Origin of the sequence: Kitasatospora fiedleri, from assembly GCF_948472415.1 — a bacterium.
Lineage (GTDB): Bacteria > Actinomycetota > Actinomycetes > Streptomycetales > Streptomycetaceae > Kitasatospora > Kitasatospora fiedleri.
This window is the reverse complement of record NZ_OX419519.1, coordinates 2,560,879-2,578,919: the sequence shown is the minus strand read 5'-3', so window position 1 is coordinate 2,578,919 and position 18,041 is coordinate 2,560,879. Positions and strand designations below refer to the sequence as shown.

Annotated in this window: 15 protein-coding genes; 14 read left to right on the top strand and 1 reads right to left on the bottom strand. The window is 74.2% G+C overall.

Annotated elements, in window-relative coordinates; genetic code table 11:
- The first annotated feature begins 129 nt into the window (after positions 1–129).
- The 10 genes from QMQ26_RS12030 to QMQ26_RS11985 all read left to right on the top strand — a co-directional run bounded on the left by QMQ26_RS12030 (position 130) and on the right by QMQ26_RS11985 (position 12,595).
- Complete coding sequence (locus QMQ26_RS12030; RefSeq protein WP_100836129.1) at positions 130–903, top strand: TIGR03936 family radical SAM-associated protein; 774 nt, start codon at positions 130–132, stop codon at positions 901–903.
- 363 nt (positions 904–1,266) lie between these two features.
- On the top strand, positions 1,267–5,040 hold the full coding sequence (locus QMQ26_RS12025; RefSeq protein WP_449768972.1) for an Rne/Rng family ribonuclease: 3,774 nt from the start codon (positions 1,267–1,269) through the stop codon (positions 5,038–5,040).
- Between the two features lie 144 nt (positions 5,041–5,184).
- Complete coding sequence (rplU, locus tag QMQ26_RS12020) at positions 5,185–5,502, top strand: 50S ribosomal protein L21 (RefSeq protein ID WP_100836127.1); 318 nt, start codon at positions 5,185–5,187, stop codon at positions 5,500–5,502.
- A 37-nt stretch (positions 5,503–5,539) separates the two neighbouring features.
- Positions 5,540–5,797: a 50S ribosomal protein L27 gene (rpmA, locus tag QMQ26_RS12015; protein WP_030906548.1), complete on the top strand. Its 258-nt coding sequence runs from the start codon at positions 5,540–5,542 to the stop codon at positions 5,795–5,797.
- A 102-nt stretch (positions 5,798–5,899) separates the two neighbouring features.
- Positions 5,900–7,360 (top strand): GTPase ObgE, encoded by a 1,461-nt coding sequence (obgE, locus tag QMQ26_RS12010; RefSeq protein ID WP_100836126.1) that lies wholly within the window; start codon positions 5,900–5,902, stop codon positions 7,358–7,360.
- Positions 7,361–7,538: 178 nt separating this feature from the next.
- A complete protein-coding gene (proB, locus tag QMQ26_RS12005; protein WP_100836125.1) occupies positions 7,539–8,675 on the top strand; it encodes a glutamate 5-kinase in 1,137 nt (378 codons plus the stop codon).
- 80 nt (positions 8,676–8,755) lie between these two features.
- A complete protein-coding gene (locus QMQ26_RS12000; protein ID WP_404814115.1) occupies positions 8,756–9,202 on the top strand; it encodes a hypothetical protein in 447 nt (148 codons plus the stop codon).
- A 160-nt stretch (positions 9,203–9,362) separates the two neighbouring features.
- Positions 9,363–10,670, top strand: coding sequence for a glutamate-5-semialdehyde dehydrogenase (locus QMQ26_RS11995; protein ID WP_282205699.1), 1,308 nt, complete (start codon positions 9,363–9,365; stop codon positions 10,668–10,670).
- Between the two features lie 118 nt (positions 10,671–10,788).
- Positions 10,789–11,451, top strand: a complete 663-nt coding sequence (locus tag QMQ26_RS11990; RefSeq protein WP_282205698.1) for an SCO2584 family spore wall biosynthesis protein — start codon at positions 10,789–10,791, stop codon at positions 11,449–11,451.
- 85 nt (positions 11,452–11,536) lie between these two features.
- Entirely contained in the window at positions 11,537–12,595 is a 1,059-nt protein-coding gene (locus QMQ26_RS11985) for an SCO2583 family membrane protein (RefSeq protein ID WP_282205697.1), read from the top strand.
- 66 nt (positions 12,596–12,661) lie between these two features.
- On the opposite strand, the gene QMQ26_RS11980 is transcribed toward QMQ26_RS11985, so the two are convergent.
- Entirely contained in the window at positions 12,662–13,741 is a 1,080-nt protein-coding gene (locus QMQ26_RS11980) for a M48 family metallopeptidase (RefSeq protein ID WP_282205696.1), read from the bottom strand.
- Between the two features lie 283 nt (positions 13,742–14,024).
- Here QMQ26_RS11980 and QMQ26_RS11975 point away from each other — a divergent pair, with 283 nt between their 5' ends.
- The 4 genes from QMQ26_RS11975 (at position 14,025) to QMQ26_RS11960 (ending at position 17,922) form a co-directional block, all read left to right on the top strand.
- Complete coding sequence (locus QMQ26_RS11975) at positions 14,025–14,252, top strand: hypothetical protein (protein ID WP_100836119.1); 228 nt, start codon at positions 14,025–14,027, stop codon at positions 14,250–14,252.
- Positions 14,253–14,631: 379 nt separating this feature from the next.
- The gene (locus QMQ26_RS11970) at positions 14,632–14,781 is read left to right on the top strand and encodes a hypothetical protein (protein ID WP_162870004.1); all 150 of its coding nucleotides are present in this window, start codon (positions 14,632–14,634) and stop codon (positions 14,779–14,781) included.
- A 314-nt stretch (positions 14,782–15,095) separates the two neighbouring features.
- Positions 15,096–15,734, top strand: a complete 639-nt coding sequence (nadD, locus tag QMQ26_RS11965) for a nicotinate-nucleotide adenylyltransferase (RefSeq protein WP_404814170.1) — start codon at positions 15,096–15,098, stop codon at positions 15,732–15,734.
- Between the two features lie 19 nt (positions 15,735–15,753).
- Positions 15,754–17,922 carry a LytR C-terminal domain-containing protein gene (locus QMQ26_RS11960; RefSeq protein WP_282205694.1) on the top strand — a complete coding sequence of 723 codons (2,169 nt, stop codon included), beginning with the start codon at positions 15,754–15,756 and terminating at the stop codon, positions 17,920–17,922.
- The last annotated feature ends 119 nt before the right edge of the window (positions 17,923–18,041 follow it).

Below are 18,041 nucleotides of genomic sequence, written 5' to 3'. Positions count from 1 at the left end.
CCGCGTACCCTTGGTGGGGACAAGGTCCGGCCGGAGCCGCACGCGGTGCGAGGCCGGACGGGGACAACTGACGAAGGACTGAGCCCCCTGGCACGCCGCACGCCCGACGGTCCGCCGCCCGCGCCGACGGTGCAGCGCATCCGTCTCCGCTACACCAAGCGCGGCCGTCTGCGCTTCACCAGCCACCGGGACTTCCAGCGGGCGTTCGAGCGCGCGCTCCGCCGCTCGGCCGTCCCGATGGCCTACTCCGCGGGCTTCACCCCGCACCCCAAGGTCTCCTACGCCAACGCCGCCCCGACCGGCACCGCCAGCGAGGCCGAGTACCTGGAGATCGGCCTCGCCGAGCACCGCGACCCGGAGGCGCTCCGCCGCCAACTGGACGAGTCGCTGCCGCCCGGCCTGGACGTCACCGACGCCGTCGAGGTCGCCACCGGCAACTTCGTGGAGCGCCTGGAAGCCTCCGAGTGGCTGCTGCGCCTGCCCGGCGTGGAGCCCGCCGAGGCCGAGAAGGCCGCCGCCGTGTTTCTGGCCGCCGAGGCGGTCGAGGTCCAGCGGATGACCAAGAACGGCCTGCGCACCTTCGACGCGCGCGCCGCCGTCGCCGCGATCGAAACCGTCCCCGAGGGCTCCCCCCTGGTCGGGATCGGTGACAACACGGCCACGGACGGTGCGGACGATGTTCGCGCGGGCGCTCCCTGTGCGATACTGCGGCTGGTAGTACGACACGCCACACCCGCCGTACGACCCGACGACGTATTGTCCGGTCTCCGTTCGACGGCCGACCTCGCGCCGCCGGTCCCCGTAGAGGTGACCAGGCTGGCGCAGGGGCCGCTCGACGAGCAGACCGGCACGGTGACCGACCCGCTGGCGCTCGACCGCGCCGCGGCCGAGGTCGGCCGGTAGGCCGCCCCGCCGCGCGCAACCGCCGTCCGCCGAGTGGGCGGGAGCGCAGGCACGGAGAGAACTCCGGGCCTGTGGCTCCCCGGCCCCCGCGGCTCCCCAGGGGAGCGAGCGTCGTCGCGCGCAGGCCCGGCCATCCTTTCGGCCCGGCCCTTGAAAACTGAGAAGAACTGGTCAGACCAGAAGACTTTTCGACCCCCCGCGTCCCGCGGGGGGTTGAGCGAGACTACGAGCCCCTGTGCGGTCTCACGTCCGCACGACGGCACCGTGGGAGCCGGACCGCCCGAAGCGGCGTCCGGCTGGTGAACGCGGTGGAGCGTCGTGCCAGGACGCGGAGCCCGGGGGCCTGACGGGAGACACACCCGCATGCTCGAAAACACCGAACCGCAGCCCGCTGCGGCCGACAACAACAACGACAACGGGGCCGACGGCACCGCCGCGGCACCGCCGCGCCGCCGCCGCCGAGCGGTGTCCCGCCCGGCCGGCTCCCCGCAGGGTGCCGCGAGCGAGGGCGCCGGGACCGTGGTGGCGGCCCCCGCCGCCCCGGCGGCCGAGGCCGAGGCCCCGGCCGCCGAGCCGGTGGCGGAGGAGAAGCCGGTCCGCGCCCGGCGCACCCGTAAGCGTGCCGAGGCTCCGGCCGGTGCGCCGGAGGCCCCTGCCGCGGTTGAGGCCGCGCCCGAGGTGCCCGCCGAGGCCCCGGCCGCCGCCGAGGCCGAGGCTCCCGCCGCTGAGCCGGTGGCGGAGGAGAAGCCGGTCCGCGCCCGCCGTACCCGTAAGCGTGCCGAGGCTCCGGCCGGTGCGCCGGAGGCCCCTGCCGCGGTTGAGGCCGCGCCCGAGGTGCCCGCCGAGGCCCCGGCCGCCGAGGCTCCCGCCGCCGAGCCGGTGGCGGAGGAGAAGCCGGTCCGCGCCCGCCGCACCCGCAAGCGCGCCTCCGCGCCGGTGCAGTCGCCGGTGGCGGTCGAGGAGCCGGCCGTCGAGCCCGCGCCCGAGGCCGAGCCGGTCGCCGAGGAGGAGCCGGAGGCCGAGGTGGAGGCCCCGGTCGAGGCAGTCGCGGAGCCCGAGCCGGTCGTCGAGGCCGAGCCGCCGCGCGCCCGCCGCCGGGCCGTCCGCCCGTCCACCGCGATCTTCCAGGCGCCGGTGTTCCAGGAGCCCGAGCCCTTCACCGCCCCCGCGCCCGCCGCCAAGGCCGCCGCGGCCAAGAGCACCGCCGCCAAGACCACCGCCGCCAAGGCCGCCGAGCCGGCTCCGGCCGCCGCGGTCGAGGAGGAGCGGGCGTCCGAGGAGGAGTTCGAGTACAGCGGCGTCGGCCGCCGCCGCCGGGTCCGCACCGCGGTGCGCGTCCAGCAGTCGGCCAAGCCCGCGAAGGCCGCCCAGCAGCCCGCCAAGGCCGCCGCTCCGGCTGCTCCGGCCGCCCCCGCCGCCCTGGTCGAGGCCCCCGCCGAGGTCGAGGCGCCCGCCGCCGGCCCCGAGCAGGACGCGGAGTGGGAGGACGACCGCCCGTCCCGCCGCCGCCGTCGCGGTGGCCGTCGCCGCCGTCGCGGTGACGCCGAGGACGCGCCCGAGTCGGTCGAGGCCGAGAGCGCCGAGACCGAGGACGCCGCCCACCAGGGCGCCGACGCGGGCGACGACCACGACGAGGCCGAGGACGACCAGGAGGACGACCTGGCCGCCGGCCTGTCCTCCTCGCGCCGCCGCCGTCGCCGTCGCCGCCGCAGCGGTGAGGGCGCCGACCAGCCGGAGGCCGGCGAGGACGGCGTGCGCACCGTGGTGAAGGTGCGCGAGCCGCGTCGCCGCTCCGCGGAGCCCGCGTTCGACCCGGACGAGGTGCAGTCCATCAAGGGCTCCACCCGCCTGGAGGCCAAGAAGCAGCGCCGCCGCGAGGGCCGCGAGCTGGGCCGCCGCCGCGTCCCGATCATCACCGAGGCCGAGTTCCTGGCCCGCCGGGAGTCCGTCGAGCGGGTCATGGTGGTCCGCCAGAACGGCGCCCGCACCCAGATCGGCGTGCTCGAGGACGGCGTGCTGGTCGAGCACTACGTCAACAAGGAGCAGGCCACCAGTTACGTCGGCAACGTGTACCTGGGCAAGGTGCAGAACGTGCTGCCGTCCATGGAGGCCGCGTTCGTCGACATCGGCAAGGGCCGCAACGCCGTGCTGTACGCGGGCGAGGTCAACTTCGGCGCGCTCGGCGGCCACGGCGGCCCGCGCCGGATCGAGTCGGTGCTGAAGTCCGGCCAGTCCGTGCTGGTGCAGGTCTCCAAGGACCCGATCGGCCACAAGGGCGCCCGGCTGACCAGCCAGATCTCGCTGCCCGGCCGCTACCTGGTGTACGTGCCCGAGGGCTCGATGACCGGCATCTCCCGCAAGCTGCCGGAGAACGAGCGGGCCCGCCTCAAGCAGATCCTCAAGAAGATCGTCCCGGACGACGCGGGCGTGATCGTGCGCACCGCCGCCGAGGGCGCCTCCGAGGAGGAGCTCACCCGCGACGTCCAGCGCCTCCAGCAGCAGTGGGAGGAGATCCAGAAGAAGGCCGCCACCGGCAACGCCCCGGCGCTGCTGTACGGCGAGCCCGACATGACCGTCCGGGTGGTCCGCGACATCTTCAACGAGGACTTCACCAAGGTCATCGTCAGCGGCTCCGAAGCCTGGAACACCATCCACGACTACGTCACCAACGTCGCCCCCGACCTCACCGAGCGCCTGCAGCGCTGGACCTCGGACGTCGACGTGTTCGCCACCTACCGGATCGACGAGCAGTTGATGAAGGCGCTGGACCGCAAGGTCTGGCTGCCCTCCGGCGGCTCGCTGGTGATCGACCGGACCGAGGCGATGATCGTCATCGACGTCAACACCGGCAAGTTCGTCGGCCAGGGCGGCAACCTTGAGGAGACCGTCACCCGCAACAACATCGAGGCGGCCGAGGAGATCGTCCGCCAGCTGCGGCTGCGCGACCTCGGCGGCATCATCGTGATCGACTTCATCGACATGGTGCTGGAGTCCAACCGGGACCTGGTGCTGCGCCGCCTGCTGGAGTGCCTGGGCCGGGACCGCACCAAGCACCAGGTCGCCGAGGTCACCTCGCTCGGCCTGGTCCAGATGACCCGCAAGCGGGTCGGCCAGGGCCTGCTGGAGTCCTTCTCCGAGCCCTGCGTGCACTGCAACGGCCGCGGCGTGATCGTCCACATGGACCAGCCCGGCCACGGCCACCAGGGCTCGCACGCCGCCGCCGCCTCCGGCACCGGCGAGGGCGGCGGCAAGCGCCGCCGCCGGGGCCGCGGCGGGGCCGGCGGCGCGGAGACCGACGCGGTCGAGGGTCTCGGGTCGGTCGAGTCCGCCGAGGTCGCCGAGGCGGTCGAGGCCGCGGAGACCGTCCTGGACGTGGTCGAGGAGCTGGAGCCGGTCGACGTGTTCGCCGACACCGAGATCGTCGAGACCGGTGCCGCCGACACCGAGCCAGTGCGGGCCGCCGAGGCCGCTCAGGCCGTCGTCGAGGAGAAGCCCGGCCTGGTGGAGATCCCGCCGGCCGCCCCCGCGGCGGGCGGGCGCACCCGGCGCCGCGCGGTGCGCAAGGCCACCGCTCCGGCCGGGGCGTCCGGCGAGGCCGAGATCGTGGTCCTGCAGGCCCGCGCCGAGGCCGCGATGGAGGCCGCGCTGAGCGCCGCCGAGAAGTCGGCCGCCGAGCAGCAGTCGGCCGTCGAGGTCGCCGGGACGGCCGCGGAGGTGGCGGCCGAGGCCGTCGCCGCGGTGGAGCCCGGGGCCGAGGTCACCGTCGAGGTCGACACCGAGCAGCCCGTCGAGGACCCGGCCGAGGAGGCCGCGCCGAAGAAGCGGGCCCCCGGAAGACCGCGGCCAAGACCGCGACCGCCGCCAAGACCGCGACCGCCGCCAAGAAGACCGCGACGGCCAAGAAGGCCGCGGCGAAGAAGACCACCGCCACGGCCGCCAAGAAGACGACCGCCCGCAAGACCGCCACCAAGCGGACCACGGCGGCCAAGAAGGCCGCGGCCGCCGAGGGCGACGGCGCCGCGGAGTGAGCCCGGCCGCGGAGTGAGTCCACGGGGGCCGGGAGCAGCGCCGACGCGCCGCTCCCGGCCCCTCCGCACGTCCCGGTTTGTCTTCGGATGGGCCGGTCCGTATCCTTGACCATCGGCGTGTTGACGCCGCGCTCCAGAGCACCTCACCTCCCGGGTGGACGCCGCTTCCGGCGTTTCCGGGGGAGGCCGCTTGTGTCCATACCCAGGCGGCTGGCATCCGGAGTTCCGACCGAGTTAGGAAAGCAGGTACCGCATGTACGCGATCGTTCGCGCCGGCGGCCGCCAGCACAAGGTCGCCGTGGGCGACGTGCTGGAGATCGACCGTATCGACGCCAAGCCGGGTGACTCGGTCGAGCTCTCGACCATCCTCGTCGTCGACGGTGAGTCCATCACCTCCGACCCGTGGGTGCTCGGTGGCGTGAAGGCGCACGCCGAGGTCGTCGACCACACCAAGGGCGACAAGATCGTCATCCTGCGCTACAAGAACAAGACCGGCTACCGCCGTCGTCAGGGCCACCGCCAGAAGCACACCGCGGTGCGCATCACCAGCATCGACTCGGTCAGCAAGTAACCACTTCCTGCGGTCTTCCTAGAAAGGGGATAGCCAGATGGCACACAAGAAGGGTGCGAGTTCCACTCGCAACGGTCGTGACTCGAACGCCCAGCGCCTCGGCGTGAAGCGCTTCGGCGGTCAGGTCGTCTCCGCCGGCGAGATCATCGTCCGCCAGCGCGGCACCCACTTCCACCCGGGCGCCAACGTCGGCCGTGGCGGCGACGACACGCTGTTCGCGCTGACCGCCGGTGCCGTGGAGTTCGGCAACCGTCGCGGCCGCAAGGTCGTCAACATCGTGGCCGTCGAGGCCTGAGTCCGTACAGACTCGCTGTGAAGGGTGGGCCGGGATGATCCGGGCCCACCCTTCTGCTTTACCGCAGGACACCCTTTTCTTTTCGCCCGGGAGGCACACCTCATGACCACCTTCGTGGACCGCGTCGAACTGCATGTCGCCGCGGGTAACGGGGGCCACGGCTGCGCCTCCGTGCACCGGGAGAAGTTCAAGCCGCTGGGCGGCCCCGACGGGGGCAACGGCGGCGAGGGTGGCTCGGTCATCCTGGTCGTGGACCCGCAGGTCACCACGCTCCTCGAGTACCACCACTCGCCCAAGCGCAAGGCCACCAACGGCAAGCCCGGCGCGGGCGGTCACCGCACCGGCGCGGTCGGCCCGGACATCGTGCTGCCCGTCCCGGACGGCACCGTCGTGCTCGACCGCAAGGGGAACGTGCTGGCCGACCTGGTCGGCCCCGGCACCAGCTTCGTCGCCGCCCAGGGCGGTCGCGGCGGCCTGGGCAACGCGGCGCTGGCCTCCGCCCGCCGCAAGGCCCCCGGCTTCGCGCTGCTCGGCGAGCCCGGCGAGGCCCGCGACATCGTGATGGAGCTGAAGTCCGTCGCCGACGTCGCGCTGGTCGGCTACCCGAGCGCCGGCAAGTCCTCGCTGATCTCGGTGCTCTCCGCCGCCAAGCCGAAGATCGCCGACTACCCGTTCACCACCCTCGTCCCCAACCTCGGCGTGGTGACCGCCGGCGAGACCGTCTACACGATCGCCGACGTGCCCGGCCTGATCCCCGGCGCCAGCCAGGGCAAGGGCCTGGGCCTGGAGTTCCTGCGGCACGTCGAGCGCTGCGAGGTGCTGGTGCACGTCCTGGACTGCGCCACCCTGGAGCCGGGCCGCGACCCGCTCACCGACCTGGAGACCATCGAGGACGAACTCGCCCAGTACGGCGGCCTGGAGGACCGGCCGCGGCTGGTCGCGCTCAACAAGGTCGACGTCCCGGACGGCCAGGACATCGCCGACCTGACCCGCGCTTCGCTGGAGGAGCGCGGCTACCGGGTGTTCGAGGTCTCCGCGCTCGCCCACAAGGGCCTGCGCGAACTCTCCTTCGCGCTGGCCGAGATCGTCGCCGCCGCGCGCGCCGCCAAGCCGGTCCAGGAGAACACCCGGATCGTCATCCGGCCCACCGCCGTCGACGACGCCGGCTTCACCATCGAGGAGGAGGACGGCGCCTACCGCATCCGCGGCGGCAAGCCCGAACGCTGGGTCCGGCAGACCGACTTCGCCAACGACGAGGCGGTCGGCTACCTCGCCGACCGGCTGGCCCGGCTCGGCGTCGAGCAGCAGCTGTGGAAGATCGGCGCCCAGGAGGGCGACACCGTCATCATCGGCCCCGAGGAGAACGCGGTCGTCTTCGACTGGGAGCCCACCATGGCGGCCGGCGCCGAGATGCTCGGCCGGCGCGGCGAGGACCACCGGATGGAGACCCAGCGCCCCGCCGTCGACCGCCGCCGCGAGCGGCAGCGCGGCCGGGACTCGGCGGAGCAGGAGTACCTGGAGTTCGAGGCGCTCTCCTCCGGTCGCGAGCAGCTCGACGAGTAGGGGCGTACCCGCACGACGGGGGCGCGGGCGGACCGCCCGCGCCCCCGTCCGCGCTTTCCGGGCCCGGCCCCGCGCGGGGCCGGGCCCGGACGTCTCACGCCTCGTCGCGATTTCGTGACCCGCAATCCGGCTCGCTAGATTGCGGACGTACACAGGGCGCGTCGGAAAGGTCGGACTGATGGTGGATCAGCTGCTCCGCGAGGAGGTCGTTTCGGCGCGGCGGATCGTGGTGAAGGTCGGCTCCTCCTCGCTGACCACCGCCGCCGGCGGACTCGACGCGGACCGGGTGGACGCCCTGGTCGACGCGCTGGCCAAGCTGCGCCGCCGCCCGGACGCGCCGGAGCTGGTGCTGGTCTCCTCCGGCGCGATCGCGGCCGGCCTGGCCCCGCTCGGCCTGGAGAAGCGCCCCAAGGACCTGGCCCGGCAGCAGGCCGCGGCCAGCGTCGGCCAGGGGCTGCTGGTGGCCCGGTACACGGCCTCCTTCGCGCGTTACGGGGTGCGGGTCGGGCAGGTGCTGCTGACCGCCGAGGACGCCAGCCGCCGGGCCCACTACCGCAACGCCTACCGGACGCTGGAGCAGCTGCTGACGATGGGCGCGGTGCCGGTCGTCAACGAGAACGACACGGTGGCCACCGCCGAGATCAGGTTCGGCGACAACGACCGGCTGGCCGCGCTGGTGGCCCACCTGGTCCGGGCCGACCTGCTGGTGCTGCTCTCCGACGTGGACGGCCTGTACGACGGCGACCCGGCCAAGCCCGGCACCAGCCGGATCGAGCTGGTGCGCGGCCCCGAGGACCTGGCGGGCGTCGAGGTCGGCAGCGCCGGTAAGGCGGGCGTCGGCACCGGCGGCATGGTCACCAAGGTCGAGGCGGCCCGGATCGCCACCGGCGCGGGCATCCCGGTGGTGCTGACGGCGGCCAGCCAGGCGGCCGACGCGCTGGCCGGCCGGCCCACCGGCACGCTGTTCCGGCGCACGGGCAGCCGCTCCGCCGACCGGCTGCTCTGGCTGGAGCACGCCTCCTCCCCGCGCGGCTCGCTGACCCTGGACGACGGGGCGGTGGCGGCCGTCGTGCACGGCGGGAAGTCCCTGCTGCCGGCCGGGGTGACCCGGGTGGAGGGCGAGTTCGCCGCGGGTGATCCGGTCGACCTTCTTGGCGAAAACGGTCACATCGTCGCCCGCGGACTGGTCAACTTTGATGCGAGGGAGTTGCCCCGTCTGCTCGGCCGGTCCACCCGAGAACTGGCCCAGGAGCTCGGTGCCGCGTACGAACGCGAGGTCGTCCACCGCGACGACCTGGTCGTGCTGCGCGGCTGAGCGCGGGCGGCGGGGCCGGTACGGGGGGTGGGAGCAGCGGGCCGGGGGGTCCGCGCGACACGCTGAATGGGAGGCCGCCGGTGGTTCGCAGGCGGGAGGAAGCGCTGCCGGGGCAGAGGCCCGAGCGGCGGCTCACCAGCATCGAGGGCGGCCGGGACGTCGAGCAGCGGGAGGCCCCGCGCGAGCAGGCCCGGATGTGGCACGTGGTGCTGAGCGTGGCGGGCGCGGCGACACCGCTGCCGGAACTGCGGACGGCACTGGAGAAACTGGCGCACGACCACTCGTTCTTCCTGACCGCCCGGTACGCCGCGGACCACGCCGAGGTCCGCTACTGGGAGGAGGCGCGGGACCTGCACGACGCGGCGGCGATCGCGCTGCGGCTGTGGGGCGAGCACAAGGCCAGCGCGAAGCTCCCGGCCTGGGAGATCGTCGGCCTGGAGGTGGTGGACCGCCCGACGTACCACAAGCGGGTCGCGGAGGGCTTCGGGTCCCCGCCGCCGCAGCTCGGCGGGGTGCACCCGTACTGACCCCGGCGGACGGCTCCCGGTCGGGCTCCCCGGTCGTGGTCCGGGCCGTGGTCCGGGCCGTGCTTCCGGGCGGTCGACCGGGGGCGTGCTCCCGGGCCGGGCGTCTCAGCGGGCGAAATGCGCGCCGGAACGGGGCGGTCGGCTCGCTAGGCTTTGCGGCATGAGCGATCTCACCGCCACCGCCGACAGCCCCGTCCTCGCCGCCGCGCGCCGTGCCCGGGCGGCGGCCGCCGCCCTGGCGCCAGTGCCGCGCTCGGTGAAGGACGCCGCGCTGCTGGCGATCGCGGACGCGCTGGTCGAGCGGGCCGACGAGATCACCGCCGCCAACGCGGAGGACGTCGAGCGGGCCCGCGCGGCCGGCACCGCCGAGTCGGTGATCGACCGCCTGACGCTGACCGGGGAGCGGATCGCCGCGATCGCCGCCGACGTCCGCAGCGTGGTCGGCCTGCCCGACCCGGTGGGCGAGGTGGTCCGCGGCTACACCCTGCCCAACGGCCTCGACGTGCGCCAGGTCCGCGTCCCGCTGGGCGTGGTCGGCATCATCTACGAGGCCCGGCCGAACGTCACGGTGGACGCCGCCGCGCTCTGCCTGAAGTCCGGCAACGCGGTGCTGCTGCGCGGCTCGGGCTCCGCGTACCGCTCCAACACCGCGCTGGTGGAGGTGCTGCGCGCGGCAGTGGCCGGCGCGGGCCTGCCGGCCGACGTGATCCAGCTGGTGCCGGGCGAGAGCCGCGAGTCGGTGCAGGAGCTGATGCGCGCCCGCGGCCTGGTCGACGTGCTGATCCCGCGCGGCGGCGCCTCGCTGATCCGCACCGTGGTCGAGGGCTCGACCGTCCCGGTGATCGAGACCGGCACCGGCAACTGCCACGTGTACGTGGACGCCCAGGCCGACCTGGCGATGGCCGTCGGCGTGCTGCTGAACTCCAAGGCGCAGCGGGTCAGCGTCTGCAACTCGGCCGAGACCCTGCTGGTGCACCAGGACGTCGCGGACGCCTTCCTGCCGCTCGCGCTGGCCGCGCTGGCCGGGGCCGGCGTCACCGTGCACGGCGACGACGCGGTGCTCAAGGCCGCCGAGGGCACCGGGGTGACGGCCGTCCCGGCGACCGAGGAGGACTGGGGGACCGAGTACCTGTCGCTCGACCTGGCCGCCGCCGTGGTGCCCTCGCTGGAGGCCGCGGTGGAGCACATCCGCCGCTACTCCTCGGGCCACACCGAGGCGATCGTCACCGGCTCGCAGCCGGCCGCCCGCCGTTTCACCCAGCTCGTCGACTCCACCACGGTGGCCGTCAACGCCTCGACCCGGTTCACCGACGGCGGCGAGTTCGGCTTCGGCGCGGAGATCGGCATCTCCACCCAGAAGCTGCACGCCCGCGGCCCGATGGGCCTGCCGGAGCTGACCAGCACCAAGTACATCGTCACCGGCGACGGGCACGTGCGCGGCGAGGCCCGGCAGACCGTCGGCGGCTGAACCCGCGGCAGGGGGCGTGCGGGGCGGTGGGGGCCCGCGCGGCCGAATGCCGTAGCCCGTCCGGACCCGATCGGCGGGACCCACAGACAAAAGCCCCGGCCGGTAATACATTGAATCCGTGGCTGAGGATGTGGGGGGCTCGCCGTACTCCGACGGCGCCGACCACGGTGGTGCGGACGACGAGTTCGCCACCGTGGTCTTCGACGAGAGCTTCGTCCGCTCCGCCGCCGTGCACGAGCCGAGCGCCCGGGAGCGGCAGCTCGCCGCAGCCGAGGCCCGGCTCGAACCGGAACAGGCCGGTGCGGCCCGGAGCTACGAGTTCACCGAATCCGCCGAGTTCGCCGAGTTCGCCGGTGGGAGCGAGGCGCTGCCGCTGGAGCTGCGCCCGCTGCCCGGCGGACTCGACGAGGACCGCTTCTACCCCGATCCGTGGTCCGGGTGCGACCGGCAGGAACGGCGCACCCGCCGCTCCCGGGTCCGCGCCTTCGACCCGCTGCGCGGCGGGACGGTCGCCCAGCAGCGCTGGCACCGGCCGGTGGCCTGGGTGCTGGCCCTGGTGATGGGCGTCGGCCTGGTCGCGCTGTCGGTCGCCGCGGTGTACCGGGGCGTCGGCGGGGCCGGGCAGGACTCGCCGGCCCGGCCGACCAGCGGCAGCAGCAGCCAGCCCAAGGACAGCGGCGCCCCGTCCGGGACCGCCCCGTCCGGGACCGGCTCGTCCGGGGGCGCTCCGTCCGCGGTGCCGGTGCAGCCGTCCGCGGTGGCCGCCGTCCCGGTGGGCTGACGCCCCTCGGGGGCATCACGCACCGTCGCGCGCTCGTTGCCCGCGCCCCCTCGTCGCGAGCGGCCCGCGAGTCTACCCTGGTGTCATGGGTGACCCGCGCGAGCCTCCTGGGGGCACGCCCGAGGGTGGTTCCAACGATGACGAGTTCCGGTCCGTCGTCTTCGACGAATCGTTCGTCCGGGCTGCCCGGATCCAGGAGCTGTCCGCGCAGGAGCGGCTGTCGGGCGCCCCGGGCCGGGCCACCCGGCCGCGCGGCTGGGGTTGGCTCGCCGTGCCCCGGCAGGCCATCGCCCTGCTGCTGGTCGTCGCGCTGGCGTTCGCCGCGGCCGTCTACTTCGGGATCAGCTCCCCGCACGGGGAGGTCGCCCCGCCCAGCGGCACCCAGCTGAGCGTCAGCCTCACCCCGCTCGCCCCGGCCGGGGCGGTCACCGCGGCCGCCGACCACGCCGACCCGTTCGCCGGACTGCCCGCCGGGTACGCCGACGGTCCGGCCGGGCTCGGGCTGCCGACCGCCACCGCCACCGCCCACTTCACCGGCTCCCAGGTGCAGCGGGCCCTGGACTCCGTCCAGCACTACCTGGTGGCCTCCGAGCTGAACCCGGCCACCCTGACCGCCAACGAAACCGCGCAGGTCCGCAACCTGCTCACGGCCGGCGAACTCGCCCAGTACGACGACAGCACGAACTCGCCCCGGGACGACCAGCACCACGACGCCACCGGCTGGATGGTCCGCTTCGACCCCGGGCAGGTCGCGCTGGCCACCGACACCGTCAAGGCCGCCGGCAGCATCCACATCGGCGAACTCGACGGCGACACCCTGCAGGTCACCACCGACCACACCCTGGTGTACGCGCTGCGCCCGGCCGGCACCACCAGCGACCCGTCGGTCACCCTGTACGCGGTGCGCCGGGCGGTGCGCATCGACATCGACCGGGCCGACCTGGACATCGGCCGGCTGCGGGTGGTCGACGCCGCCGTGCAGGCCGGGCCCAGCTCCTGCACGGCCGGGCAGAGCGACTACCTGCAGCCGATCCTGGCCACCGCGGCGGGCGTCCGCCCGAGCACCCCGCCGGTCGTCGACCCGACCGACCACGGGCGGCCGGCCTGGCAGTCCTGCGGGGTGCTCGGGCCGATCACCGGCTGAACCTGCTGAACCGGCCGGTGCACGAGGGTTCAGTCGGCTGGCCGGGCAGTCGTCGGATCAGTCCGGTCAGTCCTGCGGCTCGCCGTCCTTGGTACCGCCGCCGTTGCCGCCGCCGTTGCCGCGGCCGGCGCCCGCGAAGGTGTCGCGGAGCTTGCCGCCGACCGTGCCGACGCCGTTGCCCAGGTCGCGCAGCAGGCCCATCAGCGGGTCCTTGCTCTCCTTCACCGACTGCGAGTACGACTCGGCGGCGGCCTTCCACTGCGCGCCGACCGAGGTCTCCGGGTCGTCACCGCGGCGCGGGTACGCCCCGGCCAGGATCGAGCGGTACTCCTCGCTCTCCGCCCACTTCTTCAGCTGGGCCACCCGGGTCACCGCGAAGGGGTGGGACTGCGGCAGCACCTGGAGCAGCTTCAGCACGCTGTCGCGCAGGTCACCGGCCTTGTCGTACTCCGCGGCCTGCTCCAGGAACGCGTCCACGTTCATCTCCGCCAGGTGCGCGCCGCCGGCCAGCTTCATCAGCGACCGCATCGACGCCTGCAGGTCCTGACCGGCCAGCAGGCCGGCCCGGTCGCTGGACAGCTCCGCCTTGCGGAACCACTCCTTGAGCGCGGTGATCAGCGCGGTGATCGCCAGGTTGCCCAGCGGTATCCAGCCGATCCGGGCCGCCAGGTTGGTGAGGATCATCAGCATCGTCCGGTAGACGGCGTGCCCGGACATCGCGTGGCCGACCTCGTGGCCGATCACCGCCCGCAGCTCCTCCTCGTCCATCAGCTCGACCAGCCCGGTGGTGACCACGATCACCGGGGTCTCCATGCCGATGCAGTACGCGTTGACCTTCGGGTCCTGGGAGACGTACAGCTCCGGGACCTTCTCCAGGTCCAGCACGTACGCGGCGTCGCGGACCATGTCGTACAGCTCCGGGAACTGACGCTCCGACGTCTTGACCGCGGTGGCCAGGAACAGCAGGCGCACGCTGCGCTCCGACACCAGGCCGGCCAGCTTCTTCAGGACGTCGTCGAAACCGGAGAGCTTGCGCAGCGCCACCAGCCCCGAGCGGTCCGCCGGGTGCTCCCAGGCCCGGGTGGAGATGTCCGGGAAGCGCTGGCGGCGGCGGCTCGGCGCGGAACCCTTGGTCATGTCGGTCATTGAGTACCTCTCCTGGATCGACGCCGGCACCGGCACCTGTGGCCGGCCCCCGCTGCTTTCCACTTCAACGTCGGTGTGTCCGTACTCGTCCCCGCGGTCACGCTACGCCGCCCGCGTCGCGGCCGGGGAGGGCGGGGACGGGCCTTCCCGGCCGCTTCCGGGCTGTTGCCCGTCCACTGCCCGTCCACTGCCCGTCCGCTCGGGGACACTCCGGGGGTGCCGGGCCGGGGCGGCGGTAAACGGGACTACGCTGGCTCTGCCGTACCGAACAAGGAGCCCCGTGATGACCTCTGCCGACCTGGTCCAGCTCGCCGGACCGATCTCCACCGAGAACGGCCCCGGTCTGTTCCTGCGGTTCATCCTGATCGCCTCCTTCGTCGGAGTCGGCCTGATGGTGTGGGCGCTGGCCCGGGCGAACCGCGACGGCGCGAAGCGCGACGCGGCCCGGGAGTCCGCCGGCGAGGCCGAGCGGACCGGGGCGACCGGGCGCACGGCCGACGACCTGAGCTGAGCTGACCTTGGGCCGGCCTGACCTTGGACTGACCTGGCCTTGGGTCGACCTGGCCTTGGGCTGACCGGACTGCCCCGGCGCCGGGTTCGGGCCCGGGTCGTCGGGCCGCCCGGGTTGTCGGGGCTGTCGGGAGACCGGCCGCAAGGCTGGTCGGAGCGCCGGGCGGGCCGTGGGCGCCGGGCGGGCCGTGGGCGCCGGGCCTTCCGGACGCCCGTTCCCGGCGCGGTCGGCGCGCCGCCGACCGGACGACGGTTCACGGGTGGTCAGACGCGGTGGGCCGCCGCGCGGTTGCGTGTCGGGCCCCCGTACGATGAGCGCGCGGGCCGTACGGTCCGTGACCGCCTGGTCCTCACACCGAGCCGAGAAGGTCCCGCCGATCATGAGCCCTGCTGCCCTGCCCGCCATCGTCCACCTCGCCGAGGAGGGCGGTAACCACGACAGCCTCAACCCCCTGCTGACGGGTGGCGCGGCGCTGTTCATCCTGCTGCTCCTGCTGTTCATCACCACCCGCTTCAACCGCGACCGCTGACCCCGGTCGCACCGCCGCCCCGTCCGCCGCGCGTCCGCGGCCCCGGGGTGGCGGAGCGCGGTGCTGCGGGGGCCCGTCGACGGGCGGAATCGCCGGGACATCCGGGTCGCGTAAGGTGTGGCGCCATGAGAGAGCAGGTCGAGACCTCCGGGACGAACGTGGCGCCGGGCACCTCCGCGCCAGGCACCCCGGCAGCTGACGCTCCGGCGGTGGACGCTCCCGCGACGAACGCTCCGGCCGTGGGCACACCGGCCGTGGGCACACCGGCTGCGGGCACCCTGGCCGTGGACACGTCGTCCGTGGACACGTCGCCCGTGGGCGCACCGGCCGTGGACGCACGGGTGCCGGGAGACGCTCCGCGCAGGCGGCGACTGGGCGTGATGGGCGGCACCTTCGACCCCATCCACCACGGCCACCTGGTCGCCGCCAGCGAGGTGGCGAGCGCCTTCCAGCTGGACGAGGTGATCTTCGTCCCCACCGGGAAGCCCTGGCAGAAGTCCGACCGGCAGGTCTCGCCGGCCGAGGACCGCTACCTGATGACGGTGATCGCCACCGCCGAGAACCCCCAGTTCTCGGTCAGCCGGATCGACATCGACCGCAACGGCCCCACCTACACCGTCGACACCCTGCGCGAGCTGCGCGGCCTCCACCCCGACGCCGAGCTCTTCTTCATCACCGGCGCCGACGCCCTCGCCCAGATCATCTCCTGGCGCTCCTCCGAGGAACTCTTCGACCTCGCGCACTTCATCGGCTGCACCAGGCCGGGCCATACTCTCTCCGACACCGGCCTGCCGGTCGGCGGCGTCTCGCTGGTCGAGGTGCCCGCACTCGCCATCTCCTCCACCGACTGCCGGGTGCGCGTCGCCAAGGGCGAACCCATCTGGTACCTGGTGCCGGACGGCGTGGTCCGATACATCCACAAGCGGGCGCTGTACGCGTCGGCCCGGCCTTGATGCCCCCGGGAGGGACGACGTGACCGGAACGTCCGACGACCAGAACTGGTTCGGCCAGCACCCCCAGCCCCGCCCGCCCCACCCCCAGCAGCAGCCGTCGCCGCAACAGCAGCAGCCCGGGTACTACCCGCAGCAGGGGTACGAACAGCAGGGGTACGAGCAGCAGGACTACGAACAGCAGGGGTACGAGGGCTACGAGCAGCAGCCGTACGGGCAGCAGGCGCAGCAGCCGTCGCAGCAACAGCCGTACGGGCAGGGCGGTCAGTACGACCAGTACGGCGGCAGCCAGTACCAGCAGCCCGGGGGGTACCCGCAGGCCGCGTACGGCGAATACGGCGACGGCGGGCAGCAGGCCGGCGCTCCCGGGTACCCGGCGCAGGGCTACGAGCAGTCCGGGTACGAGCAGTCCGGGTACGGGCAGGGCGGCTACGGGCAGTCCGGGTACCCCGGGCAGGGCTACGAGCAGTCCGCCGGTTACGGGCAGGGTGGATACGAGCCGCAGGGGTTCGAACAGGGCGGCTACCAGGGGCAGTTCGACGACCCGGGGCAGGGCGGCGGTCAGCAGGGCGGGGACGCGTACGGGCAGCAGCAGCCCTACGACCCCTCCTACGGGCAGCAGCAGCCCGAGTCGGGGCGCTACCCGCAGTCGACCGCGACGCAGGCCCCCGGGCAGGTGCCCGGACAGGCTTCCGGGCCCGGGTCCGAGCGGGCGCCCGGCCGGGCGGCCGGGCGCGGGGTGCCGCCGGGGAGCCCGGTGGCGGGGGCGGCCGCCGGGGTGGTACCGCCGCGGACGCGTCCGGGGGCGGCGGGCTCGGCCGGGTCGGCCGGGTCGGTCGGGCCGACCGGAACGGCTGCGTCGGCGGAGGAGCCGTCCGAGCTGGTCGGTGGCCGGGCGGCGGCGGCCCGGGCGCAGGCCAAGGGCGGGGACTCGTACACCACGGGCGAGTTCAGCTTCGTCGACGAGCAGACGGAGGAGTCCGAGGACGCGATCGACTGGCTGAAGTTCGCCGAGTCGCGCAGCGAGGTGCGGGCCGAGCGCCGGCGGCGGCTGCGCAACCGGCTGGTCGCGCTGCTGGTGGTCGTGGCGGTGCTGGCGTCCGGCACGGTGGGCTACCTGTGGTGGAGCGGGAAGCTCGGCGGCGGGGACGACGCGGCCGCGGCGGTCGGCGGCCGGTACGTCAACGTGGTGCACCTGTACGACCCGCAGGGCAAGATCACCACCGCCCTGCTGGTCGACGACGAGGGGGGCAGGAAGGCGACCGTGCTGCTGCTGCCGGACGCCCTGCAACTGCCCAGCAACGGCGATTCCGCCACCACGACGATGAGCAAGGCCCCGTCGGAGCTCGGCGCCTCCGCCACCCGTGACGGCCTCTCCGCGGTGCTCGGCGCCAAGGTGGCCGGCACCTGGCGGTTGGACACCCCCTACCTGCTGCTGCTGGTCACCCAGCTCGGCGGCGTCAAGGTGGACACCAACGCCGAGGTGCGCGAGGGGAACAAGGCGGACGGCAAGGTGCTCGCCCCGGCGGGCAAGGACGTCCTGCTGAGCGGGCACGCCGCCGTCGCCTACGCGACCCTGCAGGCGCCCGGTGAGGCCCCGGACGCCCAACTCGCCCGGTTCGGCCAGGTGATGGCCGGGGTGATCAACGCCATGCCGACCACCATGGCGGAGGCCACCGACGACGTGCACCGGATGAACATGGTCCCCGACCCGTCGCTCCCCGAGAGCGCGCTGGCCGGCGTGCTGGTCAACCTGGCCAAGCAGGCGAAGGCCGGCCACCTGTCCACCGCCGTGCTCACCACCAAGCCCGACGGCACCCTGGACGACGCCACCGCGGGCAAGCAGGTGAAGGAGATCCTCGGCGGGGCCATCGGCAGCGCCAAGGGCACCGGCGGTTCCACTCGCGTCACCGTGGTCAACGCCTCCGGCAGCGAGACCTCGGTGGCCGCCGCGCAGGTCGCGGTGATCAACGCGGGCATGGACGCGCTGCCGTCCAGCGCCAAGGCGACCGAGCAGGCGACCTCCGAGATCCGCTACACCGACGACGCCAAGCAGTCGGCGGCCCTCACCCTGGCCACCAGCATGGGCCTGCCGGACTCCGCGGTGAAGAAGGTCACCGACGCGCAGAACGCGGACCTGGTGCTGGTGGTCGGCAAGGACTACCAGCCGCCGTCCCAGAAGACGCAGTGAGCGGAGGCGGCTGCGCGGGGGCGGCCGGGGTGCCGTCGAGGCGCCGTTGAGGCGGGGACGGAGCCCCCGGGCGGAAAACGCTCGGGGGCTCCGTCGTGTTCGTGAGATCCTGGGAGGGT